The sequence below is a fragment of the Sphingopyxis sp. Soil_C_28 genome, from assembly GCF_057657055.1.
On the sequence record NZ_JBDGJE010000003.1, the window covers coordinates 514,617 to 537,038 of the forward strand.

At 64.7% G+C, this 22,422-nt stretch carries 26 protein-coding genes; 8 read left to right on the forward strand and 18 right to left on the reverse strand.

Features of this window, described 5'->3' with window-relative positions:
- The 5 genes from AC3A43_RS15945 to AC3A43_RS15965 all read right to left on the reverse strand — a co-directional run bounded on the left by AC3A43_RS15945 (nucleotide 1) and on the right by AC3A43_RS15965 (nucleotide 2,457).
- Nucleotides 1-438, reverse strand: coding sequence for an acyl-CoA thioesterase (locus tag AC3A43_RS15945; RefSeq protein ID WP_487793528.1), 438 nt, complete (start codon nucleotides 436-438; stop codon nucleotides 1-3).
- A gap of 38 nt (nucleotides 439-476) precedes the next feature.
- Nucleotides 477-1,229, reverse strand: a complete 753-nt coding sequence (locus AC3A43_RS15950) for an alpha/beta fold hydrolase (RefSeq protein ID WP_487793529.1) — start codon at nucleotides 1,227-1,229, stop codon at nucleotides 477-479.
- Nucleotides 1,230-1,333: 104 nt separating this feature from the next.
- Nucleotides 1,334-1,588: a DUF6356 family protein gene (locus tag AC3A43_RS15955; protein ID WP_487793530.1), complete on the reverse strand. Its 255-nt coding sequence runs from the start codon at nucleotides 1,586-1,588 to the stop codon at nucleotides 1,334-1,336.
- Nucleotides 1,589-1,660: 72 nt separating this feature from the next.
- The gene (locus AC3A43_RS15960) at nucleotides 1,661-2,038 is read right to left on the reverse strand and encodes a VOC family protein (protein WP_487793531.1); all 378 of its coding nucleotides are present in this window, start codon (nucleotides 2,036-2,038) and stop codon (nucleotides 1,661-1,663) included.
- On the reverse strand, nucleotides 2,035-2,457 hold the full coding sequence (locus AC3A43_RS15965) for a MerC domain-containing protein (RefSeq protein ID WP_487793532.1): 423 nt from the start codon (nucleotides 2,455-2,457) through the stop codon (nucleotides 2,035-2,037). The genes AC3A43_RS15960 and AC3A43_RS15965 overlap by 4 nt, the downstream gene beginning before the upstream one ends.
- 145 nt (nucleotides 2,458-2,602) lie before the next feature.
- Here AC3A43_RS15965 and thrS point away from each other — a divergent pair, with 145 nt between their 5' ends.
- Genes thrS through AC3A43_RS15980 form a run of 3 tightly spaced genes read left to right on the forward strand, consistent with a single transcriptional unit; the run spans nucleotide 2,603 to nucleotide 6,227 of the window.
- Complete coding sequence (thrS, locus tag AC3A43_RS15970; RefSeq protein ID WP_487793533.1) at nucleotides 2,603-4,606, forward strand: threonine--tRNA ligase; 2,004 nt, start codon at nucleotides 2,603-2,605, stop codon at nucleotides 4,604-4,606.
- A 44-nt stretch (nucleotides 4,607-4,650) separates the two neighbouring features.
- On the forward strand, nucleotides 4,651-5,469 hold the full coding sequence (locus tag AC3A43_RS15975) for a metallophosphoesterase (protein WP_487793534.1): 819 nt from the start codon (nucleotides 4,651-4,653) through the stop codon (nucleotides 5,467-5,469).
- On the forward strand, nucleotides 5,466-6,227 hold the full coding sequence (locus AC3A43_RS15980) for a sulfite exporter TauE/SafE family protein (RefSeq protein ID WP_487793535.1): 762 nt from the start codon (nucleotides 5,466-5,468) through the stop codon (nucleotides 6,225-6,227). The genes AC3A43_RS15975 and AC3A43_RS15980 overlap by 4 nt, the downstream gene beginning before the upstream one ends.
- On the opposite strand, the gene AC3A43_RS15985 is transcribed toward AC3A43_RS15980, so the two are convergent.
- Both AC3A43_RS15985 and AC3A43_RS15990 read right to left on the reverse strand, forming a co-directional pair.
- Nucleotides 6,224-8,755, reverse strand: coding sequence for an ABC transporter permease (locus AC3A43_RS15985; protein WP_487793536.1), 2,532 nt, complete (start codon nucleotides 8,753-8,755; stop codon nucleotides 6,224-6,226). The genes AC3A43_RS15980 and AC3A43_RS15985 overlap by 4 nt on opposite strands.
- A gap of 127 nt (nucleotides 8,756-8,882) precedes the next feature.
- Nucleotides 8,883-9,551 carry an ABC transporter ATP-binding protein gene (locus tag AC3A43_RS15990; protein WP_487793537.1) on the reverse strand — a complete coding sequence of 223 codons (669 nt, stop codon included), beginning with the start codon at nucleotides 9,549-9,551 and terminating at the stop codon, nucleotides 8,883-8,885.
- Nucleotides 9,552-9,598: 47 nt separating this feature from the next.
- Between AC3A43_RS15990 and AC3A43_RS15995 the strand changes: the two genes are divergently transcribed.
- Complete coding sequence (locus AC3A43_RS15995; protein ID WP_487793538.1) at nucleotides 9,599-10,312, forward strand: arylesterase; 714 nt, start codon at nucleotides 9,599-9,601, stop codon at nucleotides 10,310-10,312.
- Here AC3A43_RS15995 and AC3A43_RS16000 read toward each other — a convergent pair.
- The 4 genes from AC3A43_RS16000 to AC3A43_RS16015 all read right to left on the reverse strand — a co-directional run bounded on the left by AC3A43_RS16000 (nucleotide 10,309) and on the right by AC3A43_RS16015 (nucleotide 13,598).
- Nucleotides 10,309-10,632, reverse strand: coding sequence for a YnfA family protein (locus AC3A43_RS16000; protein WP_487793539.1), 324 nt, complete (start codon nucleotides 10,630-10,632; stop codon nucleotides 10,309-10,311). The genes AC3A43_RS15995 and AC3A43_RS16000 overlap by 4 nt on opposite strands.
- Nucleotides 10,633-10,719: 87 nt before the next feature.
- Nucleotides 10,720-11,178: an outer membrane protein gene (locus AC3A43_RS16005; protein WP_487793540.1), complete on the reverse strand. Its 459-nt coding sequence runs from the start codon at nucleotides 11,176-11,178 to the stop codon at nucleotides 10,720-10,722.
- A 237-nt stretch (nucleotides 11,179-11,415) separates the two neighbouring features.
- Entirely contained in the window at nucleotides 11,416-12,660 is a 1,245-nt protein-coding gene (rlmN, locus tag AC3A43_RS16010; RefSeq protein WP_487793541.1) for a dual-specificity RNA methyltransferase RlmN, read from the reverse strand.
- 194 nt (nucleotides 12,661-12,854) lie between these two features.
- Complete coding sequence (locus tag AC3A43_RS16015) at nucleotides 12,855-13,598, reverse strand: SDR family oxidoreductase (RefSeq protein WP_487793542.1); 744 nt, start codon at nucleotides 13,596-13,598, stop codon at nucleotides 12,855-12,857.
- Nucleotides 13,599-13,710: 112 nt separating this feature from the next.
- On the opposite strand from AC3A43_RS16015, the gene AC3A43_RS16020 reads away from it, so the two are divergent.
- On the forward strand, nucleotides 13,711-14,103 hold the full coding sequence (locus AC3A43_RS16020) for a winged helix-turn-helix transcriptional regulator (protein ID WP_487793543.1): 393 nt from the start codon (nucleotides 13,711-13,713) through the stop codon (nucleotides 14,101-14,103).
- A gap of 35 nt (nucleotides 14,104-14,138) precedes the next feature.
- On the opposite strand, the gene AC3A43_RS16025 is transcribed toward AC3A43_RS16020, so the two are convergent.
- Nucleotides 14,139-14,423, reverse strand: coding sequence for a hypothetical protein (locus tag AC3A43_RS16025; RefSeq protein WP_487793544.1), 285 nt, complete (start codon nucleotides 14,421-14,423; stop codon nucleotides 14,139-14,141).
- Nucleotides 14,424-14,554: 131 nt separating this feature from the next.
- On the reverse strand, nucleotides 14,555-14,884 hold the full coding sequence (locus AC3A43_RS16030) for a UrcA family protein (protein WP_487793545.1): 330 nt from the start codon (nucleotides 14,882-14,884) through the stop codon (nucleotides 14,555-14,557).
- Between the two features lie 152 nt (nucleotides 14,885-15,036).
- Here AC3A43_RS16030 and AC3A43_RS16035 point away from each other — a divergent pair, with 152 nt between their 5' ends.
- The gene (locus AC3A43_RS16035; RefSeq protein ID WP_487793546.1) at nucleotides 15,037-15,918 is read left to right on the forward strand and encodes a LysR family transcriptional regulator; all 882 of its coding nucleotides are present in this window, start codon (nucleotides 15,037-15,039) and stop codon (nucleotides 15,916-15,918) included.
- Here the strand turns inward: AC3A43_RS16035 and AC3A43_RS16040 are convergent.
- Both AC3A43_RS16040 and AC3A43_RS16045 read right to left on the reverse strand, forming a co-directional pair.
- A complete protein-coding gene (locus tag AC3A43_RS16040) occupies nucleotides 15,915-16,604 on the reverse strand; it encodes an aspartate/glutamate racemase family protein (RefSeq protein WP_487793547.1) in 690 nt (229 codons plus the stop codon). The two genes, AC3A43_RS16035 and AC3A43_RS16040, sit on opposite strands and share 4 nt — an antisense overlap.
- A 332-nt stretch (nucleotides 16,605-16,936) precedes the next feature.
- A complete protein-coding gene (locus AC3A43_RS16045) occupies nucleotides 16,937-17,434 on the reverse strand; it encodes a hypothetical protein (RefSeq protein WP_487793548.1) in 498 nt (165 codons plus the stop codon).
- 176 nt (nucleotides 17,435-17,610) lie between these two features.
- On the opposite strand from AC3A43_RS16045, the gene dnaN reads away from it, so the two are divergent.
- Complete coding sequence (gene dnaN / locus AC3A43_RS16050) at nucleotides 17,611-18,726, forward strand: DNA polymerase III subunit beta (protein ID WP_487793549.1); 1,116 nt, start codon at nucleotides 17,611-17,613, stop codon at nucleotides 18,724-18,726.
- 51 nt (nucleotides 18,727-18,777) lie between these two features.
- Here the strand turns inward: dnaN and AC3A43_RS16055 are convergent, their stop codons facing one another.
- Nucleotides 18,778-20,121, reverse strand: a complete 1,344-nt coding sequence (locus AC3A43_RS16055) for a PQQ-dependent sugar dehydrogenase (RefSeq protein ID WP_487793550.1) — start codon at nucleotides 20,119-20,121, stop codon at nucleotides 18,778-18,780.
- 173 nt (nucleotides 20,122-20,294) lie between these two features.
- On the opposite strand from AC3A43_RS16055, the gene AC3A43_RS16060 reads away from it, so the two are divergent.
- A complete protein-coding gene (locus AC3A43_RS16060) occupies nucleotides 20,295-20,510 on the forward strand; it encodes a hypothetical protein (RefSeq protein WP_037511232.1) in 216 nt (71 codons plus the stop codon).
- A 6-nt stretch (nucleotides 20,511-20,516) separates the two neighbouring features.
- Here AC3A43_RS16060 and argC read toward each other — a convergent pair whose 3' ends face one another.
- Together argC and AC3A43_RS16070 are read right to left on the reverse strand one after the other, a co-directional pair.
- Nucleotides 20,517-21,434 (reverse strand): N-acetyl-gamma-glutamyl-phosphate reductase, encoded by a 918-nt coding sequence (argC, locus tag AC3A43_RS16065; protein WP_487793551.1) that lies wholly within the window; start codon nucleotides 21,432-21,434, stop codon nucleotides 20,517-20,519.
- Between the two features lie 4 nt (nucleotides 21,435-21,438).
- Nucleotides 21,439-22,383: a C40 family peptidase gene (locus tag AC3A43_RS16070; RefSeq protein ID WP_487793552.1), complete on the reverse strand. Its 945-nt coding sequence runs from the start codon at nucleotides 22,381-22,383 to the stop codon at nucleotides 21,439-21,441.
- Nucleotides 22,384-22,422 lie beyond the last annotated feature (39 nt).

The window sequence follows — 22,422 nt, forward strand, 5'->3', positions numbered from 1 at the left end:
TTAGGCGCGAAGGGCCCGCTCTTCAAATGCTTCGAACAGGAATAGGAATTCTTGCGGCACCGGCGCCGACGCGCCTTGAGCCTCGGCAACATGGACATAGACCAGCTGTCCGTCGGCGCGCAGGTCGTCTTTGCCCGCGGCGTGCAGCTCGAACAAATAGGTCATCGAAGAGTTTCCGACGCGCGCGGCGCGGACGCAAATGTCGATTTCCTCGTCGAGCAGGATCGGCGCACGATAATTGACCTCGGCACGGGCGACGTGAAATTCGGGGCTGCTATGCGCCGGCCAGCGATCATAGACCCCGACGCCGCGCCAATATTCCGTGATGCCGATATCGAAATATTCGAGGTAGCGGCTGTTGAACACCACCGCTTGCGCATCGATCTCGGCGTAGCGGACACGCTTCTTGACGCTGAATTTGAAGTCGCTGCGAGCCATGACGTTCCTCTAATTTATCGCGAGCCGCGCGATGATGTCTAATTTGTCGCGATACGAGCGACGGTGTCGATCAGCAGCGCGATGTCGGTATCGCGCGACAGCCGGTGGTCGCCGCCCTTGACCAGCGTCACCTGTACATCTTCGCTGGCGAGTGCCGCGGACAGGCGCCGGCTGATATCGGGCGGCACATCGCCATCCTCTTCGCCGTGCAGCAATCGCACGGCACAGGCGAGCGGGATAGTCCCGCCAAGCAACCGGTTCATCTCCCCCGACTGGAAGAAACCGCGCGTCGTCATATAGGGCTGGTCGCTGTACGGCGTTTCCTCGACGAGCGCCCCCTCGGCCAGGATGATCGCCTTCTCGGCGTCGCTGAAGCCCCAGTCGGTGAAATCGGGCGCCGCGGCGATGCCGACGAGTCCCGCAACCCTGCCCGACCCGTCGCGCTGCACCAGCGCCAGCGCGGTGAGCAGCATCAGCCACCCGCCCATCGACGATCCCACGATGACCACCGGCCCCTCGGCCTTGGCATCGATCAGGTCGAGCACATCACCGCGCCAGTCGAGCAGGGTCTGATCGGCGAACAAGCCGTCCGACAGCCCGCATCCGGCATAGTCGAGGAGCAGGCACGCATGCCCCTCGGCCGCGGCCCAGTCGAACAGCGCAGTCGCCTTGCCGCCCGCCATGTCGGACATATAGCCGGGCAGGAAAACGATCGTGGGCCCGGTCCCCGGCGTATGGCGATAGGCGAGCCGCGGGCGGCCCGAGCGTTCGAGAAATGAGGGTGCGGGCAATAAATAGGGACTGTCCCTATTTATGGGAGGGGTGCTGCCCGGGGTGGATATGCTGTCGGTCATAAATAGGGACAGTCCCTATTTATTGATCAGGCGGACGGGCATCAGATGACCCAGTCGATCGTGCTCATCTGCATCACGGCCTGCCCCTTGGCGCGCCGCTTTTCGACCATGATATGGTTGAGCCGCTGGATTGTGTCGCTGCCCGTGGTGATGCACCAGCCGGGAACGACCGCGTGGATCAGCGCGCACACTCCGCCATAGATCATCGTGACGCCGAATTTCGACGCGACGCCGAAATGCTCGACGTAATTCTCATCGACGCTCTTCGGGTGGTCGACGAACAGGCGCTTGAACATGGGGAAGGTTCCTTTTTCGGATGCCGGGCCCCTAGCCGTAGACGGTGATTCCCGCAAGGGCGGCGCGGCGGTTTAGCCGATCGACCGGCTCGGCCAGCCGACGCGGACCAGCGTCTCGTCGGGGTCGGACAGCGCGAACTCGTACATGCCCCATGGCTTGTGCGTTGGTGCCTTTTCCGGACCGAGGATTGCCTCGCGCACCCGCTCCGCCAGTTCGTCGACGCGCTCGCTATAAAGATAAAGGCCGAACGGGTTCTGATCGCGTTCGGGCCATGTCGGCTGCGATTCATTGGTCAGGTGAAGCCGCCACCCCTTGCCGTCTTCGAGCAGGCGATAGGTGCCATGATCGCTGACGACCGACAGGCCGAGCCTTTCATAGAAAGCGGTGCTGGCTTCCAGATCGCTGCACGGCAGGATCGCGGCGATATGATGGGTGGGTGCGTCGGTCATCCCGGCAGCTTATGCTCACCGCCGCGATGACGCCAGCGCCAGTTAACGAGATGCGCGGTGGTGAGTGTGAGCGCGCCGGCCGATGTCAGCAACCGGTCTGTCGCATCGGGATCGGCGACGGCGAACCAGCCTTCATGCATCGCCAGGCCCGTCGCCAGCAGGCCCAGCCCGGCGACCGCGAGCACGCCCGGCGTCAGGCGCCGATGCCGCCGCCAACCATCCCGCATCGCGATTGCCGCCGCGGGTAACGCCAGCAGCAGGATCGCCGCATGAACCCCCTCGGGCAGCGCGATCCAGCGGCTGAGTGCGGGGGCCAGAAGAAGAAGCAAGGGCAGGGCGAGGCAATGGATCAGGCAGGTGAACGACAGGGCGATCCCCGTCAGGTCAGCAAGGCGCGGTCGCGCGGCGGGAAGGCACATGGGGTTTCTTTCGCGGGAGGGCTCGCGACGCCAGATAAGGATACATTGTATCATTGCAAGGCTTGTTGTGAATCGGCCTCTTGCCGCCCATATCGCATGCTGGCAAAGGGGCGCGGCAATTTTGCCCAGAAAGGCTGTATTTTCGATGTCCGAAATGATCCGTGTCACCCTTCCCGATGGCTCTGCCCGTGAAGTCGTGCGCGGGACTACCGCGGCACAGATAGCCGCCGACATCGGACCCGGCCTTGCAAAAGCTGCGCTCGCCGCAAAGATCGACGGCGAGCTGCGCGACATCATGCGCCCGCTGGAGGAAGACACGAACCTGTCGCTGGTGACGAGCCGCGACGAGGCTGATGCGCTCGAACTGTTTCGCCACGACTATGCGCACGTCCTCGCCGAGGCGGTGCAAAACCTGTTCCCCGGCACGCAGATCACCTTCGGCCCGTCGACGGGTGACGGCTTTTATTATGATTTCGCCCCGACCGCCGAGCATGGCCCGTTCCGTGACGATGAGCTGCCGCTGATCGAGGAGGAGATGCGCAAGATCATCGCCGCCGACCTGCCGCTGACGCGCGAAGTGTGGGACCGCGACAAGCTGATCGCCAAATGGGCGGCCGAGGGCGAGAGCTTCAAAGCCGAATGGGCGGTCGAACTGCCCGAGGGTGAAGAACTCACCGTTTACCGTTCGGGTGACGGCTGGATGGACATGTGCCGCGGCCCGCACCTCGCCTCGACGGGCAAGCTCGACCCCGCCGCGTTCAAACTCACGCGCGTGTCGGGTGCCTATTGGCGCGGCGACCAGAAAAATGCGCAGCTCAGCCGCATTTACGGCACCGGCTGGCTCAACAAGAAGCAGCTCAATGAGCATCTCGTCCGCCTGGAGGAGGCCGCGAAGCGCGACCACCGCAAGATCGGGCGCGAGATGGACCTTTTCCACCTGCAGGAAGAAGCGCATGGCAGCGTCTTCTGGCACCCCAAGGGCTATCGCATCTATCGCGAGCTCGAGGCCTATATGCGCCGCGCGATCGACGGCTCGGGCTATCAGGAGGTCAAGACTCCGCAGGTGATGGACGCCAGGCAGTGGGAGCAATCGGGCCACTGGGGCAAATATCGCGAGAATATGTTCGTCATCCCCGACGAAGTGCCGAACATCGAGGATGACGGCCCGATCGTCTCCGACGGCGCCGAGTGGATGGCGCTCAAGCCGATGAACTGCCCCGCGCATGTTCTGATCTTCCGTCAGGGCATGAAGTCGTATCGCGACCTGCCGCTGCGCATGGCCGAAATGGGCTGCTGCCACCGCAACGAGCCGCATGGCGCGCTGCACGGTATCATGCGTGTGCGCCAGTTCACGCAGGACGACGGCCATATCTTCTGCCGCGAAGACCAGATCGTCGACGAAGTGCGCGATTTCTGCGCGTTGCTCGACCGTGTCTACAAGCAGCTGGGCTTCGAGAAATATGCCGTGAAGCTCGCGCTGCGCCCCGACATGCGCTTCGGCACCGAGGAAATGTGGGACAAGGCCGAGGCCGAGCTTCGCGAAGCCGTCGAGCGCGCGGGCATGGCGAATGACGATTATGGTTGGGAAGAACTGCCCGGCGAGGGTGCTTTCTATGCGCCCAAGCTCGAATTCCACCTGACCGACGCGATCGGCCGCACCTGGCAGTGCGGGACGATCCAGTCCGACCGCGTGATGCCCGAACGCCTCGACGCGAGCTATATCGGCGAGGATGGCGAGCGCCACCGCCCGGTGATGCTCCACCGCGCGATCCTCGGCACCTATGAACGCTTCATCGGCATCCTGATCGAGCATTTCGCCGGCCGCTTCCCGACCTGGCTCGCGCCAGTGCAGGCGGTCGTTGCGACGATCGTGTCCGACGCCGACGACTATGCCAAGGATGCAGTTGCGCAGCTCACCGCGGCGGGCATCCGCGCCGAAATCGACGTCCGCAACGAAAAGATCAACTACAAGGTCCGCGAACACAGCCTGGCTAAGGTTCCCTACCTGCTGGTGGTTGGCAATCGCGAGGCCGAGGAAGGCACCGTCGCGATCCGCACGCTCGGCCAGGACGGCCAGCGCATCATGCCGCTCGCCGAGGCGATCGCGATGCTGAAGGCTGAGGCGACCCCGCCCGACCTGCGCAATTGATCGCGGCCGAGAAGAGTCGCCCGCGCCGGTGGCTGTGCGGGCTGTTGCTGCTGGCATTCGTCGGCGTGGCGCTTCTCGCCAAAGGCTATTGGAACGCGACGCGCGATCCGGTGATCCGGACGGCGGCCGTGGAGGTTTCCGACTGGCCGGCGGGGCAGCCGCCGCTCAAAATCCTGCTGCTCTCGGACATCCATGTTGCGGGTCCCGACATGCCGCCCGCGCGGCTCGCGCGCATCGTCGACAAGCTCAACCGGCTGAAACCCGACCTCGTGCTGATCGCGGGCGACCTCGTCAGTGAAAAGCGCACCGCGACGCATATCTACTCTGCCGCCGAAGTCGTCGCGCCGCTCGGCGGCCTTCGCGCGCCGCTGGGTGTGGTCGTCGCGCCGGGCAATCACGACCATTGGTTCAAGCCCGATGCGCTGCGCGGCGAACTCGAAACGCGTGGGCTTCGCGTGCTGCAAAATGAAGCCGTGAAGCTCGGTCCATTGGTCATCGGCGGGGTCGACGACGATTATTCGGGGCATGACGATGTGCCCGCGACGCTCGCCTCGATGGACCGCATCGGTCCCGGCGTGCCGCTGCTGTTGACGCACAGCCCCGATATTGTCCCCGCGGTGAAACGGCCGGTGACGGCAATTTTTGCCGGACACACGCATTGCGGCCAGATCCGCTTCCCGTTCATCGGCGCGCTGACCTATGTCTCGCGCTACGGCGACCGTTTTGCCTGCGGCGACATCACTGACAAAGACCAGCGCATCTTCGTTGGCGCGGGTCTCGGGACCAGCCTGTTGCCGCTGCGGTTCAACACGCCGCCCGATGCCTGGCTGGTGTCGCTCGGTCCGAAGGCAACGGCGAAGTGACCGACCTCGCGCATCTCGTCGGCCTCGCGCCGCTGACCTTCGCCGGCGCCGCGGCGATGACCTTTGGCGCAGCGTTCGTCCGCGGCCTCACCGGCTTCGGCATGGCGATCATCCTCGTGCCGTTGCTCGGACTGATCATGCCGCCGGGCGAGGCGGTCGTCCTCGGCATCCTGCTGCAATTGCTGATCGGCCCGGTCGGTTTCAGGCGCATCGCTGCGGGTGCCGACCGCCGCACCGCGTTCCCGATCGGCCTGCTCGCCATGCTCGCGACGCCGCTCGGCATGCTTGCGCTCAAGGCGGTCACGCCTGACGTTGCGCGGCTGCTGATCGCGGTGATCGCCATCGCCGCCTTCCTGCTGATCCTGATGCCGCAACACCCCGACGGCCACCGGCCAGGGCGCGTATCGATCGGTCTGACGGGGATCGCTTCGGGCATCCTCACCGGCTTTGCGGCAATGCCGGGGCCGCCCGTCGTGCCCTTTTACCTGCGCCAGCGCATCTTGCCCGAGGTCGCGCGCGCTTCGATGATGCTCGTCTTTTTCGCGACGGCGATTGCGGGGACGCTGGCCTCGTTCTGGCTCGGCCTCGCGACCATGAAGATATTCATCCTGTCGCTGTTGCTGTTCGTGCCGATGGTGCTGGGCGACCATGTCGGGACGCGGCTGTTCGGCCGTGTGCCGGTGCCCGTGTGGCGCGGGATCGTTGCCGTCGTGCTCGGCGTTGCCGGACTGTCGGCGTTGCTCCGTCTCCTGAACTAGAGGCTGCGAAGCGCCTGCGCGGGCTTGGCCGATAGCAAGGGCCAGCTTCCGGCGATCCCGATCAGGAACGACAGGCCCGCCCCGCCAAACAGCGTCAGCCCGACGATCAGTGGATCGGGCGCAAAGGTGAAGTCGAACAGCTCGGTCACGACATACCAGGCGCCCGCCAGCCCAAGGCCAAGTGCGAGGAGCGCAAGAATTCCCGCGAGTACGGCATATTCCATCGCCTGCGCCCCCAAAATCTGCCCGCGCGTCGCACCGAGCAATTTCAGGATGACGCTATCGTAAACGCGCCGTTCGCGGCTCGCGGCGATGGCGCCGATCAGCACGGCGATACCGGCGAGGATCGCGATGCTCGCCGCCGCGGCGATCGCCTGGCTCATCTGCGTCAGCAACGTCGTGACCTGCGACACGACATCGCGCACCGCTATCAGCGATGCCGAGGGGAAGGTCCGCGGGATACTGCGCGCCAGTTCGGTTTCGGCCTGCGGATCGACCGCGACCGTCGCGACCATATTGTGCGGCGCGGCGTCGAAGGTCCCCGGTGAGAAGACGAGCACATAGTTCAGCCCGAAATTGTCCCACTGGACGGTGCGTGTCGACGCGACTTTCGCCTGCACCTCGACGCCGAGCACGTTGACGCTCAGCGTGTCGCCGATCTTCAGCCCCAGCGAAGTCGCGACTTCCTCTTCGACGCTGACCAGCGGCGGACCCTTATAGTTGGCGGCCCACCACTGGCCGCTGACAAGCTCGCTGCCGTTGGGCAGGGACGGGCTGTAGGTCAGCCCGCGGTCGCCGCGCAGCACCCAGGCACCCTCGGGCAGCTCGGCCAGTTCATCGACACGTTGCCCACGAAACTCGGTGACGCTGCCGCGCAGTGCGGGGATCATGTTGATCTGCGCATCGGGTGCAGCCTTTGTCACCATCGACCGGAATTGCGGCGCGGCATCGCGCGGGACGTCGAGCACGAAAAAGCTCGGCGCGCGTTGCGGCACGGTCCGGGCAATCTCGGCGGTGATGCTTGTCTGGATCGCGGCGAGCGTGACGAACAGCGTCAGCCCCAGTCCCAGCGCAACCACCAGCGCGCCCGTCGCAGCACCCGGCCGGTGCAGGTTGGCGAGCGCGAGGCGGAACAGCGGGCGGCGCGGGCGGGGCAGGCGGCTTGCGGTGCGGCGCACCAGCCAGCCGAGCGCGACAAGGATCAGCAACAGGCCGATCGCCGCGCCGATAAAGCCGAGCGCGAACAGCGGCTCGCGCGCGGTGCCGACGGCCAGCGCAATGATCGCCACCAGTGCCGCAGCAACCGCGGCCATCGTCCGTTTGTCGATGCGCGCCGCGCTGCTCACCGTGGCGCGATAAAGACCGGCGGCAGGCACGTTGCGCGTTGCGGCCAGCGGGGGCAGGGCAAAGGCGGTGGCGATAAGCAAGCCGTACACCGCGCTGACAGCGAGCGGCAGCGGATAGATGGCGACCCCCGGTTTGACTGGCAGCACGTCGCCGGCAATCCAGCCGATTGCGGCGGGCGCGAGCGCTCCGACGACCAGCCCCGCCAAAATCGACACCGCCGCGACGGCGAGAATCTGCAGGCCATAGATGCGGGCGATGGTGCCGCTGTCGGCGCCCAGAACCTTCAGCGTGGCGAGGCCCGGGCGCTTGCCCGCGAGATAGCTGGCGACACCATTCCCAACGCCGATACCGGCGATCACCAGCGCTGCAAGCCCGACCAACGACAGGAACTGCCCCATCCGCTCGATAAAGCGCCGCGTCCCCGGCGCGCCGTTGCTGCTGTCGGTGATCTCCCAGCCCGCGTCGGGGAATTCGGCGGTCAGCGCCTTGCCGACCGCTTCGGGATTTGCGCTGGCCGGCAGGCGGACGCGATATTTGCTTTCATAAAGGCTGCCCGGCTGGATCAATTGCGTCGCGGGAAGGTCGGCGATGCCGATGATCGCGACGGGACCCAGCGTAAAGCCTTCGCCCAGCCGGTCGGGCTCTTCGGCGATGACGCCGTCGATCTTGAAACTCTTGTCGCCGAACTTGACGTCGCCCCCGACCTTCAGGTCGAGCCGCGAGGCCAGATCCTTGCCGATCCAGATGCTTCCCACCGGCGGCGGGCCTTTGCGCGAACCACTGTCGAGCCGCATCGTGCCGTAGAGCGGATACGCATTGTCGACGGCCTTGAGCTCGGACAGCAAGGCATCGCCGCCTGGCGCGTTCGCCATCGCGCGCATCCGTACCGTCGCCGACGGGGTGCCGACGCGGCGGAAACCCGCCATCTCCTCCGCTGTTGCCTCGCGCTGCGGCAGGCCGAATTCGACGTCGCCGCCAAGTATCGTCTGGCCGCGCACTTCAAGTTCGGATGTGATTCCGCGGGTCAGGCTGCCGATGGCGGCAAGCGTCGCGACGCCAAGGAACAGGCAGACCGCGAGCAGGCGTAGCCCGCGAATGCGCGTAGCAAGGTCGCGGCGCGCGATCCGCCAGAGCGTAGCGAGCGGCAGCACTAGCAAATCCTCCCTGTGGCCGGAGGCCATGGGGAGGGGGACCGCGCCCAAAGGGCGTGGTGGAGGGGCGGCAACGGTGCGTCATTTGCCCCTCCGTCAGCGCTTCGTGCTGCCACCTCCCCATGGCTGTGCCACAGGGAGGATACGCTCGCCAAGCTCACGCCCGTTCCTCGATCCGTCCGTCGTGCATCACGACCACGCGGTCGCAATGTTCCGCCAGTTCGGGGTCGTGGGTGATGATAAGCAAGGTCGCGCCGAGCGCAGCGCGGCGCGCAAAGATCAGCTCGATGATCGCCTGTCCGGTCGCGGTGTCAAGATTGCCCGTCGGTTCGTCGGCAAAGATGATCGCGGGCGAACTCGCCATCGCGCGCGCAATCGCGACGCGCTGCTGCTCGCCGCCTGACAGCTGCGCGGGGTAATGCGTCAGCCGGTGACCGAGCCCGACGGCCTCGAGTTCGGCGGCAGCGCGGCCGAACGGGTCGCTTATCCCTGCCAGTTCGAGCGGCACCGCGACATTCTCGAGCGCCGTCATCGTCGGCAGCAGGTGAAAGGCCTGCAACACGATTCCGATGCGCCCGCGCCGTGCGCGTGCCAGATCGTCCTCGTCCATCGTCGTAAAATCGAGCCCCGCAACATGGATGCTCCCGCCATTGGCGCGCTCAAGCCCCGCCAGCACCGCCATCAGCGAGCTTTTGCCCGATCCCGACGGCCCAAGCAGCGCGACCGAGGCGCCCGCGGGGACCTCCAGGTCGACGCCGCGCAAAATTTCAACCGGGGCCTTGTCGCTTCCGAGCGTCAGCGTCACATTATGGGCGGCGATCGCCACGTTTGGCGATTGTCGTTGGGCGTCGGGCAAGGAGAGGACCCTTTGAAATGAGAACGGCCGGATGGCGCTCTTTTTTGACATATGGTTGCGCAATCGCGCTTTGCCAACCGCTCGCAGCCTGCGGATCGGCGGAAAACCCGTCGGCTTCGACCAACGACAAGGTTGCAGCGAAGGCCCCCCCCGCGATTCCCGCCGACGCGCCGCTCGTGATCGCGTTCGGGGACAGTCTTTATGCGGGGTATCAGCTGGGCCCGAAGGAAGGGCTGTCGCCGCAATTGCAGGCCGCGCTGGCCGACGACGACGTCGTCGCGCGCGTCCAGAATGCCGGCGTCTCGGGTGACACCACCGCGGCGGGACGTCAGCGCCTGACCTATGTGCTCGACAATGCGAAAACCAAACCGGCGCTCGTCGTGCTCGGGCTTGGCGGCAACGACATGCTTCGCGGCATCGGTCCCGATCAGACGCGCGCCAATCTCGATGCGATGCTCGCCGAACTGAAAAAGCGCGAGATTCCGGTGCTGCTCACCGGCATGGTGGCCGCGCCGAACCTCGGCAGCGACTATGCGAAGAAATTCAACCCCATCTATCCCGAACTCGCGTCGAAATATGGGGTGAGCTTCTATCCGTTCATCCTCGACAATGTCGTCACCGACAAGGCGTTGATGCTCGGCGACAATATGCATCCCAATGCCAAGGGGGTGAAGGTCGTCGTCGAAGGCCTCGCACCGCTGGTCGAACAGGCGCTGCCGAACGCGGGTTAGCTCGGGCGCGGCCCGAACAAGATGATCGCTGCGCCGCCAAGGCAAACGGCGGCGCCGATCAGGTCCCAGCGGTCGGGCTTCGCCCCCTCGACCGCCCACAGCCAGATAAGCGCAGAGACGATATAAACCCCGCCGTATGCGGCGTAGGTTCGCCCTGCATGCTCCGCATCGACGAGCGTCAGCAGATACGCGAACAGCACCAGCGACGCGACGCCGGGCACGATCCACCACACCGGCTTGTCCAGGCGCAGCCATGCCCAGAAAGCGAAGCAGCCCGCGATCTCGGCGAGCGCCGCGCCAATATATGCCAATGCCGTCATCGGCCTACCGTGGCCGGGTCGCGCATAAAAGAAAAGGGGCGACCCGCAGGCCGCCCCTTCTCGTTTGGTTTCGCTGTTCCGAAAGGATCAGAAAGCGAAGCCGACGCCTGCAACGAAGGTGTCGAAGTCGCCGAAGTTGCTGATGAACTGGTGGCGATATTCGGCCTTGGCATACAGATTCTGACCCAGCTTGTGCTGGTAGCCGGCACCGACATACGGATCGTCGATGTCGGTGAAGGTGTAACCGCCGGTCACATAGGCCTTGCCCGCCGTGCCAACCTTGGCGCCAAGACGGCCGCCGGCCGAGAACTGGACGTCGGCACCATCGACGAGCACCTTGTCGGCAGCGACTTCGGCGCCAACGAATGCGGTCGAACCGAGGTCGAAATCATAACCGGCAGCGGCGCCGATCGTGGCTTCGTCGATACCGTTGCCGGTGATGAGGCCGCCGCGCACTTCGACGCGGCCTTCGCCGCCTTCGGCAGCCATGGCGGGGGTTGCAACGATGGCCGTCAGGAGAGCGGCTGCAACTGCGAATTTCTTCATTTTTGTTTTCCTTCTGCTTTTGATCGGCCACACCCTTTGGGTCGCGGCACCCCGTAAATGGGACTTGCGGCTGTCGCTGCAATGAACGGATCGTTCAGAATGTGACAATTTTCTTACCTGTGTTATTTTTACCACACGGTATAGAATAGGTATGCGGTCGCGAGCCGCCGAATATGGCGGATAACTGCGGATGTGAGGATGGGTGGTTTCGCCGTGGTGAGGCGGAAACGGGCTGGTCTAGCCCAGCGCTGCCTGTTTTTCCTCGGCGATACGGTCGAGTTCGGCGCGCGTCGGCTTGGTCGCGGCGCTCTTCAGCTGGCCGCACGCCGCCATGATGTCGCGCCCGCGCGGTGTGCGTACCGGCGCCGAAATCCCTGCCTTGAAAATCAGGTTGCTGAACGCGCGCACCCGCTCGGGTGTCGAACATTCATATTGAGCCCCGGGCCAGGGGTTGAAGGGGATCAGATTGACCTTCGCGTGCAGTCCATATTGCTTGATCAGCCGGACGAGCTCGCGCGCATCGTCGTCGCTGTCATTCTTGTCCTTCAGCATCACATATTCGAACGTGATCCGCCGCGAATTGCCGGCACCCGGATAGTCGGCGCACGCTTTCAGCAATTCGTCGATACCATATTTGCGGTTGAGCGGGACGATCTCGTCGCGCACCTCCTTCGACACCGCGTGGAGCGAGACCGCAAGGTTGACCCCGATCTCTTCGCCCGCGCGCGCCATCATCGGCACCACGCCGCTCGTCGACAGCGTGATCCGGCGGCGCGACAGCGCAAGGCCGTCGCCGTCCATGACGATCTTGAGCGCGCCTTTGACTTCGTCGAAATTATACAGCGGCTCGCCCATGCCCATCATCACGATGTTGGTCAGGATGCGGCCGTCGGCGGTATAATGGCCGCCTTCCTCTTCGTCGTCCTCATCGGGATCGGGACCGAAACCCGCCATCGTGCCCTTGGGCCATTCGCCCAGTTCGTCGCGCGCCAGCATCACCTGCCCGACGATCTCGCCCGCGGCGAGGTTGCGGACAAGGCGCATCGTGCCGGTATGGCAGAAACGGCAATTGAGCGTGCAGCCGACCTGGCTCGACACGCATAATGTTCCCCGATCGGCATCGGGGATGAAGACCATCTCATATTCCTGGCCGTCGGCGGCAGCGAGCAGCCATTTGCGCGTGCCATCGCTCGACACTTGCGCCTCGCGCACCGTCGGCCGACCGATGATGAAGCGGTCGGTCAGCCACGGGCGCATCGACTTCGCGATGTCGGTCATCGCCTCGAAATCGGTGACGCCGCGGTGATACATCCAGTGCCAGATCTGCTTGGCGCGCAGCTTGGCGGCCTTGGCATCGAGACCCGCCTCGACCAGCACCCCGCCGATTGTGTCGCGCGTCAGCCCGACCAGGTCGATGCGGTTGCCCCCGCGCAAAGGAACGGTGCCCGTGGTGACGGGGTCAATATGGCCAGGAATCTGCATGATGCGCGGCCATATAGGGGGGAAGGGCGAAATGTGCAATTGCGGCGCGATGTCCTCCCTGTCGCGCAGCGATGGGGAGGGGGACCGTTCGCGAAGCGAATGGTGGAGGGGCCGCGACGTCGCGCTATAGCCCCTCCGTCAGCGCTTTGCGCTGCCACCTCCCCATGCCTGCGGCACAGGGAGGATTGGACTTTCTACAGCGACTTCAACCGCTCCAGAACCTGCGGCACATTCCCGTTCGCCTCGGCACTGCGCAGCGGCAGGACGTTCTGCACCAATATCTCCTCGGGCGTCGGCTCGATCGCGAACAAGGACATTACCTCGTCCGCAAACTCATCGAGCGGCATATAGCCCTCGCGGGTCGACTGGCCGGGGGTCAGATCGGTGCGCACCGCGGGCGGGGCAAGTTCGATCACCTCGACCTCGCCCGCCAGCTGGATGCGCAAAGCGACCGAATAGCTGTGCATTGCCGCCTTGGTCGCCGAATAGGTCGGCGCCTTGGGCAGAGGCACAAACGCCAGCCCCGAGGTGACATTGACGATCACGGCATCGGCCCGCGCCGCCAGATGATCGACCAGCGCGTCGGTCAGCCGGATCGGGCCGAGGATATTGGTGATCACGGTCGCCTCTGCCTCCGTCAGGTCGCGCTTCGCGCGGGCATCTTCGGTGCTCATGATGCCGGCGTTATTGACCAGCACGTTCAGGCCGGGGTGATTGGCGACGATATCCTTCGCAAAGGCTGCGATCGCGTCCGCATCGGTGACGTCGAGCGCCACCGCCGACATCTTCGGCCGCCCCGCGATCGCCGCTTCCAGCTTCGCGGCGTTGCGCCCGGTGACGATGACCTTGTTGCCCGCATCGTGCCAACGCTGCGCGAGCGCCAAGCCGATGCCCGAACCCCCGCCGGTGACGAGGATGGTGTTGCCTGTGGTTTTCATGATTGCCTCCTTTGGGGTGGTGAGAAGGCCTGAATATCCTTATACTCTCCAAAAGAAAGTAGGCACCCCAAAGTGCCATAGTTACCTGAAAGAGAGATTTGGATTTTCCGCCATGCCCGCCCCTGAAAAAATCGCCTATGACCCGAATGCGCCGGTCGATCCGCGCGTTGAAACGCTCGTCAACGAACTCATTGGCCGAGTCGCCGACAAATGGACCCTACTCGTTCTGGAGGAGTTGGAGGATCACGGAATGTGCCGCTTCACCGAACTGTCGCGCCGCGTTCCGGGCATCAGCCAGAAGATGCTGACGCAGACCTTGCGCCAGATGGAGCGCGACGGGCTCGTGGTGCGGACGGTTCACCCGGTCGTCCCGCCCAAAGTCGAATATTGCCTGACCGACCTCGGCCATAGTCTCGGCGAAGCCTTTTGCGGCGTGTGGGTCTGGGCGGAGGCCAATCTGGAAAAGGTGGCGAGGGCGCGGATGGCGTTCGACGCGCGGGGGTGAACTTTAACGCGACCGGTATCGACCAGTTGCGGACATCAGCCTCTGAGAGTTGAATAGCCCCAATCATTGCTCAGACGCTCTTGAGCGCCCGCCAACCGCGCGAGGTAGCCATGCTCCAGCGGCGTTGAAAGCTGCCTTTCAAGCTGGGCCAGCAGGCCGTTTAAGGCTGCCCCCTCCCCTGAGGAAACGAAGCAAGCGGCATTAGGCGTATCGCCCGCGCCGTCATCACTGGTCCATCGTTGAAGCAACTCAAAAAGAACGATCGCTTCGTCGGTCGATAATTTGATGATGGCGCCGTCGCTGTCAGGTGAATGTGTCATGACGGGAAGATGGCATCGTCGAAGTCCGCTTTCCACCCCAAAACCGCCGCTCCCCAAAAGCAAGCCGGGACCATGATCGTGCCCGAATCATGGCCCCGGCTTTGACGGGCCCTGCAACTTGGGTCCGCCGATCAGTTGCGGATCGAGCTGACCTGGATCAGCTGGTCGCGCGATGCATTGGCGACCACCACATCGGCCTGTGCCGAAGCGACGGTTCGCGTATCGCGGCGGCATTGCCGCACGTCATTCTTGCCCGCGATGTCGAAATCGGGCGCGGTGCCGCACACTTCGACGACGGCGCGCCAGATGCGGCGGTCGAGCGCCTTGGTGCCCGCCGCTGTCCGCAGGTCGAGGTCTTTGTGCGCCACGGCGACGCTCGGGTTCGCAGGGGCGGTTTGCGCCGATACGGGCTGGCCGATCGATACGGCAGCGAGGGCGGCGAGGATCAGAAGCTTTTGCATCTTGTATCTCCATCGGCCGGCTGAAGAGGAGGGGAGGAAGCCGGTGGAGAAGCAGATAATCGATCGCTCCGGCCAAAAGGAGCAACGAGTTTGCGCCTCCATTCTGCAAAATTGCAGAATGCCCGCCCGCCCGTTATGACGCACAAGACGCCATGTATGATTGGAACGACCTCAAAGCCTTTCTCGCGGTAGCAGAAACCGGCAGCACCCTGTCGGCCGCGCAATCGTTGCGCGTCAGTCAGACGACCGTCGCGCGGCGCATCGCGGCGCTGGAGGCGGCGACGGGGCTCAATCTGTTCGAGCGGCGGCAGGCGGGCTACGCGCTGACCCCGGTGGGGGAGGCTATGCTGGGCAGCGCCGCAGCGGTGCGCGAAGCCGCCGATCGTTTCGGCGAAGCCGCAGGGGCATCATCGCGCGATGCGGGCGGCACGGTCAGCCTGACGACGATGGAAATCTTCGCGGTAACGATCCTGCCGCCGATCCTGCGCGATCTTCGCGCCGCGCACCCCGGCATCCACATTCATCTCGATACGGCGGATGAGGCGCGCGATCTGGCGGCGGGCGCCGCGGACATTGCGATCCGCAGCAGCAAGCAGCCGACCGGCGCGGGCCTCGTCGGGCGGCGCATCGCCGACAATCCCTGGACCGTCTATTGCAGCCGCGACTATGCCGACCTGCACGGCATTCCGCACAGCCGGGAGGAGCTTGCCGCGCACCCCTTCATCGGCGGTGGTGGCTATGTCTGGGAACCCTATCAGGCGTGGCTGCGGCAATATGGGCTCGAGGAGTCGGTGGTGATGAAATATGATACCGGAGCTGGCCTGCTCGCCGGCGTGCGCTCGGGCATGGGGCTGACGATCCTGCCCGCCTTCATCGCCGACCACGAACCCGATCTGATCCGCTGTATCCCGCCGAAGAATGAGGACACGACAGGTCTTTGGCTGCTGACCCACGAACGGCTGCGCCACGTCCCGCGGGTGCGCCTCGTCCTCGATTTCCTTGCGGCCGCGCTGACGAAGCTCGCGCGCAGCTAAACCAGCGCGGCGTCGACTGCTGCGTCGACGTGCAGCGCCAGCGTGTCGAACAAGGGAACCGCGCTGTCCGCTTCGCCGACCAACAGCATGATTTCAGTGCAGCCCAGCACGACCGCCTCGGCGCCGTCAGCGATCAGCGAGGCGATGATCCGCCGATATTCGGCGCGCGATGCCTCGCGGATCACGCCCTGCACCAGCTCGTCATAGATGATGCGGTGGACGATCGCGCGATCGGCGTCGCCGGGGATCATCGCCTCGATACCCGCCGCCGCCATCCGTGCGGTATAAAAGGGCTTTTCCATCGTGAAGGCCGTGCCGAGCAGCCCGACGCGTGAAAAGCCCGCCGCCTGGACGGCCGTGATGGTGGGGTCGGCGATGTGAAGAAGCGGTACCGGGGTCGCCGCCTCGACCGCCTCGGCGCACAGGTGCATCGTATTCGCACAGATCAAGAGCAGTTCGGCTCCGCCAGCCGTCAATGATCTGGCGGCGTCCGCCATCTGCGCGTCGAGTATGTCCCAGTCGCCGCTCGCCTGCAATTCGGCGATCGGCGCGAAATCGAGCGACAACAGCAGGACGCGTGCGGAATGCAGCCCACCCAGCCGCGCGCGCACGCCTTCGTTGAGCAGCCGGTAATATTGGGCCGAACTTTCCCAGCTCAAACCCCCGATCAGGCCGATTGTCTTCATTGCGTCCGCCCCGTCCAGAAATTGCTGTCCTACAATATGGCGCCGATCTAGCCTGCGGGGCGATGGCCTGCGACACAGCTTTCCTAATAGCCGCTACAGACGCTCTTCGGCGGCCCGCGGCGCGCGTGATGAAAATCGATTTGCGAGTGAAGTTGCGCAGTTTTCCGCCGTTTCGCGAAAACGACTTTTTCTTCTCTTTCGTCACCCCGGGCCTGATCCGGGGTCCAGCTTTCTGTGACGTTGCGCATGGATTCCCGATCCGCTCCGGGATGACGAAGATTTGCGGATCGCGAGTGAAGTTGCGAAGAAATCCGCCACTTTTGCGAACCGCCTCACCGCAGCTTCGCGCACCCCAGCGCCGCCGCATCGATTGCGGTCGCTGCGCCGCGCAAGCGGTAGGTGTCGGCAATCGCCCGACCGTTCGCGGTCCCGCTCTCGACGCTCATGCTGGGCGCCGATCGCATCGCGGCGATGATCGCGGCGTCCATCCGCGGGTCGCTGGCCCAGCCATGCGCACCATTGCCGGTCAGGATGAAGCGGCGGCTGCCGATCGTCAGGCGGAGTTCGCGGGCCGGGCCGCGCGCTTTCGACAGGCGGACGTAAAACTGGCCACGAATGCGCGACTTCGGCCAATAACCGACGCTGGCATAGGCCTTGACCTGCGGCGTGCCGATCGTCGCCGACGGCGAGGCGAGGGCGTAGCAACGCGGCGTCGCAGGATCGCGGAAAGCACCCCAGCCGTCGAAAATCCCGAGCGCGGTTGGTCCGGCGGCGAGCGCCACGGCTGGCATTGCCGCCAGCATCAGGAAAAGGGAGGCCCAGCGCCGCATCGGCCCTCGTTCGCGCGATTGGGGATGCTTTGCAAGCATGGCTTGCACGCGCCGTTCCGTACGTTAAGGAAGGTGGACATTTTCAGGGGCCGGGAATCGGGGCGACGAATCGTCTCCGACGTCTTTGTGCCCCTTCCGGGACTTCTCCCGCGGAACACAGGGATGGCGGATTTAGAATGAAAGCGACGATCGAACGCGCAGTGTTGTTGAAAAGCCTCGGCCATGTTCAGTCGGTGGTCGAACGGCGCAACACGATCCCGATCCTTTCGAACGTCCTGATCGAAGCCGATGCGTCGGGCCAGCTGAAGCTGATGGCGACCGACCTCGACTTGCAGGTCGTCGAAACGATCGCGGCCAAGGTGGAAACGCCGGGAACCACGACGGTGTCGGCGCACACCCTCTTCGAAATCGCCCGCAAGCTGCCCGAGGGCGCCGAGGTCAGTCTCGCCGCTGCCGAGGGCAAGATGCAGGTGAAGGCCGGCCGCTCGAACTTCAATCTGCCGACGCTGCCGCGCGACGATTTTCCGGTGATCGCCGAGGGCGACCTGCCGACCAATTTCGAACTGCCCGTCGCCGAGCTGATCCAGATCATCGACAAGACGCGCTTTGCGATCTCGACAGAAGAAACGCGCTACTATCTCAATGGCATTTTCCTGCACGTCGCGGAGGATGCGTCGGGTCCGGTGCTCAAGGCCGCGGCGACCGACGGCCACCGCCTTGCACGCTACACCGTCACGCGCCCCGACGGAGCGTCGTCGATGCCCGACATCATCGTGCCGCGTAAGTGCGTCACCGAAATCCGCAAGCTGCTCGACGAGGCCGAAGGCAATGTCGAAATCAGCCTGTCGGCAAGCAAGATCCGCTTCCAGCTTGGCAACGCGATTCTCACCTCGAAGCTGATCGACGGCACCTTCCCCGACTACAGCCGCGTCATCCCGACCGCGAACGACAAGCTGCTCAAGGTCGACCCGAAGAGCCTGTATCAGGGCGTTGACCGCGTCTCGACGATCGCCAGCGAAAAGACCCGCGCGGTCAAGGTCGGGCTCGACAAGGACCGTATCACGCTGTCGGTCACAAGCCCCGAAAATGGCACCGCGGCCGAAGAGGTTGCGGCGGTGTATGACAGCGATGCGATGGAGATCGGCTTCAACGCCCGTTACCTCAGCGACATTCTCGGGCAGGTCGATGGCGATACGGTGGAACTCCACCTCGCCGACGCCAACGCCCCGACGCTGATCCGCGAGAGCGAGAAGAGCCCGGCGCTCTATGTGCTGATGCCGATGCGGGTCTGACGACCTGCTACAGCCGAAACGAAAAAGGCCCCGCGATTGCGGGGCCTTTTCTTATCCGCCCTTCGCGACCCGCCAGATCACACCGCCGGTATCGTCGGCAACCAGCGCGCTGCCATCCTTTGCGACCTTCACATCGGCCGGGCGGCCACGCGTGGTCTTGCCGTCCTTGGCTAGGAACTGGTCGAGCAGCGTGACGGGCAGTGCATCGACCGGCTTGCCGTTGGCGCCGAACTTGACGAACACTACGCTGTAACCAGCGACGGGCTCGCGGTTCCACGACCCGTGCAGCGCGATCAGCGCGCCATTCGCCCAGCGATCGCCAAGGTCGAGGCCTTGGGTAAAGGTGAAGCCGAGCGGCGCGGTGTGCGCGCCCAGCCCATAGTCGGGGCGCTTGACATATTGGCGGCGATCCTCGCCCTCGGGCTCGACACGCGGGTCGATGTAGCCGCCCCAATAATACCAGGGCCAGCCATAAAAATCGCCTTCGTCGATATCGGTCAGATAGTCGGGAACGAGGTCGCTGCCGAGCATGTCGCGCTCGTTGACCACGGTCCACAATTGTTCGCTGCCAGGGTAAAAGCCCAGCCCGACCGGGTTACGGATGCCGGCGGCGAAGGTGCGGATATATTTCTGTTCGGGGCGCACCTCGAGCACGCTGGCGCGGCGGAACTCACGGTTCATGCCCTTTTCGCCGATATTGCTGTCGGCACCGACCCCGATATAGAGCCAGCCATTCGGCGCCGCGGCCAGGCTCTTGGTCCAGTGGCGGTTGGTGCCTTTTGCGGGCAGATCGACGATTTTCGTCGCCTTGCCACTCATCTTCGTCTCGCCCGCCACATAGGGGAAAGCGAGCAGCGCGTCGGTGTTGGCGACGTAAAGCGTGCTGCCGACCAGCGCCATGCCATAAGGCGAATTCAGCCCGCTGATATACGCGGTTTTCACCTCGGCCTTGCCGTCGCCGTCTGCATCGCGGAGCAGCGTGATGCGGTTGGCCGACGGCCGACGGCCGGTGCCGCCCTTGCCCATCAGGCTGCTCATCACCTTGCCTTCGACCCCCGAGGTGTCGCGCGGCGGGCTCTGGGCTTCGGCGACGAGAATATCGCCATTGGGCAGGACGAGCATGTTACGCGGATGGTCGAGACCTTCGGCAAAGCGGGCGACGGCTAGGCCCTGCGCGGCGCGCGGCGCTTGCTCGGCGGGCCAGCTAGTCGCCTCGGGAACATTCATTGTCGGGAAGCTCTCGGTCTTTTGCGACGCCATCACGGGAACCCGGCCGCTGAGTTCGGCGGTCGAGAACCGCGCCACATCGGGGCGCGACATGATGTAAAGCGTGATGCCGCCAACGATCAGCAGCAGCAACAGGGCGAGGGCGACATATTTCAGGATCTTGCGCATGACGCCTGTCTACACGGGCAAAGCGCGGCGTCAAAGGGGGTTGCGCCGGCGATTAGAGGGTTAACCGACGCGGGCCCGAAATTAACCTTACCCGATTGTTCATCACGGTTGGGAACGGCGCGGTGAGGGGCGGGGTATAGAAGGCCGGCTCACCATAACGGACTAGGAATTCGATGCACCTGCCAGCACCTTTTCTCACCGATCGCGATGCGGTCGAGGATGCCCATGCGCTGATCAGCATGCATGGCGAAGAAGCGGGCTTTGCCGCGGCCGCGCGCGCCGAGCAATATCGTGTGCTGGGAAATCACGTCCATTTCGCCCGCTGGCGCCAGATCGAGCGACTGATCACTTATCTGTCGGTCGAGGATATCCTGGACACGGTCCACTAGGCCGCCTTACAGTCGCAGGCCCGCGGTTTCGGGCAATTCCGCCATGATGTTGAGGTTCTGGACGCAGGCGCCGCTTGCGCCCTTGCCCAGATTGTCGAGCCGCGCGACAAGGCGGAGCTGACAGTCGGCGGGGTCGGAAAAGAGCGTCAGCTCCATCCGGTCGGTCGCTTTGTCTTTTTGGCTGAGGAGCAATTCGCTCTCGTCGCCGCGGCGCACCGATACGAGCGGCGATCCCTCGAAATGCGCCGCAAGCGCGTGGAACACCGCGTCGGCGGTTGGCGCATCGAAACTCAACGGGACCTCGACCAACATGCCGCGATAGACTGGGACGACCGCGGGCGCGAACAGCGGCGGATATGCAAGGTGTGCGCCCTGCTGCATTTCGGGCACATGCTTATGGTTCAATGACAGGCCATAGCTGCGAAACCCGATATCGCGCTCGGCCTCGAACCGCGCGATGAGCTCCTTGCCGCCGCCCGAATAGCCCGACACAGCATTGACGCTGAGCCGCGCGTCGTCCGGCACGATTCCTGCCGCGACCAGCGGCGCGACCAGCGCAAGAAAGCCCGTCGGATAGCAACCCGGATTGCTGACGCGTGTCGAGGCGGCGATGATGTCGCGCTGCGCCGCATTGAGTTCGGGAAAGCCATAGGCCCAGCCGGGCGCGATGCGATGCGCGGTCGATGCGTCGATAACTTTAGTGCGGTCGTTGCGGATCATCGCGACCGCCTCGATCGCCGCGGCATCGGGCAGGCAAAGGATGACGAAATCGGCGGCGTTCAGCGCTTCCGCGCGCCGCCCCGCATCCTTGCGCTCGGCCTCGTGCAGGGTGATCAGGGCGAACTCGCTCCGCCCGGCAAGCCGCTCGGCGATTTCCAGGCCCGTCGTTCCCGCCGCGCCGTCGATGAAGACCGTATGTGTCATGATTTTACCGCAGTCGTTTATAGCCGGTGACCGGCACTTCATTCCCTTTGGCGGCCGAACGCGCGATGACGTCGGCCAGCGGCTCGTTATTCACCGCCATCCATCGTCGGCTGGCGTGAATAATCGTCCGATCGTCGGCCATGATACCGACGTGCCCGGGGAAGAATATGACATCACCGCGCGCGAGCGCAGCCGGATCGACATCCTTGTCGGGCCCGAGTGACGCAAGCTGCAGGTCGCTGTCGCGTGGCAACTGGAGGCCGGCGCCTCCCCATACCAGCTGGACAAGCCCCGAGCAGTCGATCCCCTTTGCGGTGCGGCCGCCCCAGACATAAGGCGTACCGATCATCTGTTCGGCCAGTTCTGCGGGATCGTCGTCGTATGAGCCGACCTCTACGAGCGAAGCCAGCGGCAGGTAGCCGTGCGAGGTCGCAAGCCATTCGCCCTCGGTCACGCCCATCACCAGTGCGCCGCGCGGCAAGACTGCGGGTCCTCCGCTGGCGGCATCGGGCGCGCTATGAAGCATCGCTTCTATCATCGCGACGCGGTGCGTCGGCGCGATCGGTGCGGCTAGAGCCTCGGCGGCCAGATAGCCCACATAATGATCGGCGAGGCAGTACCCCCACGCCCAGCCGCCGGTGAGGTCGAGCAGCGCAAAACCTTCGCCGAACAACAACTCGCTCGTCTGGTCGGCATCGACCGATGGCGAAGCGCGCAGCGATGCCGCGGGCAGTACGCCGCTGCGCATCATCGGTGCTGCATAATGCGGCGCGAAATGCTGGCCGGCGACGGCAATATCGGCGAGGTCGGGCCGGATTGCGACGATGCGCGGATCATAAGTCTGCGACGTTCCCGTCAGGCCAAAGCGATCGCGGCCCGCGCCGACGGCGCCGGGACGTCCCATGCGCACGCGGTTGGCCGCTGAATTATCGCCACTTTCTGCTGTCACTTGCCGTCCTGTAAAAAACCGTGCCCCGCGCGGTGCGGA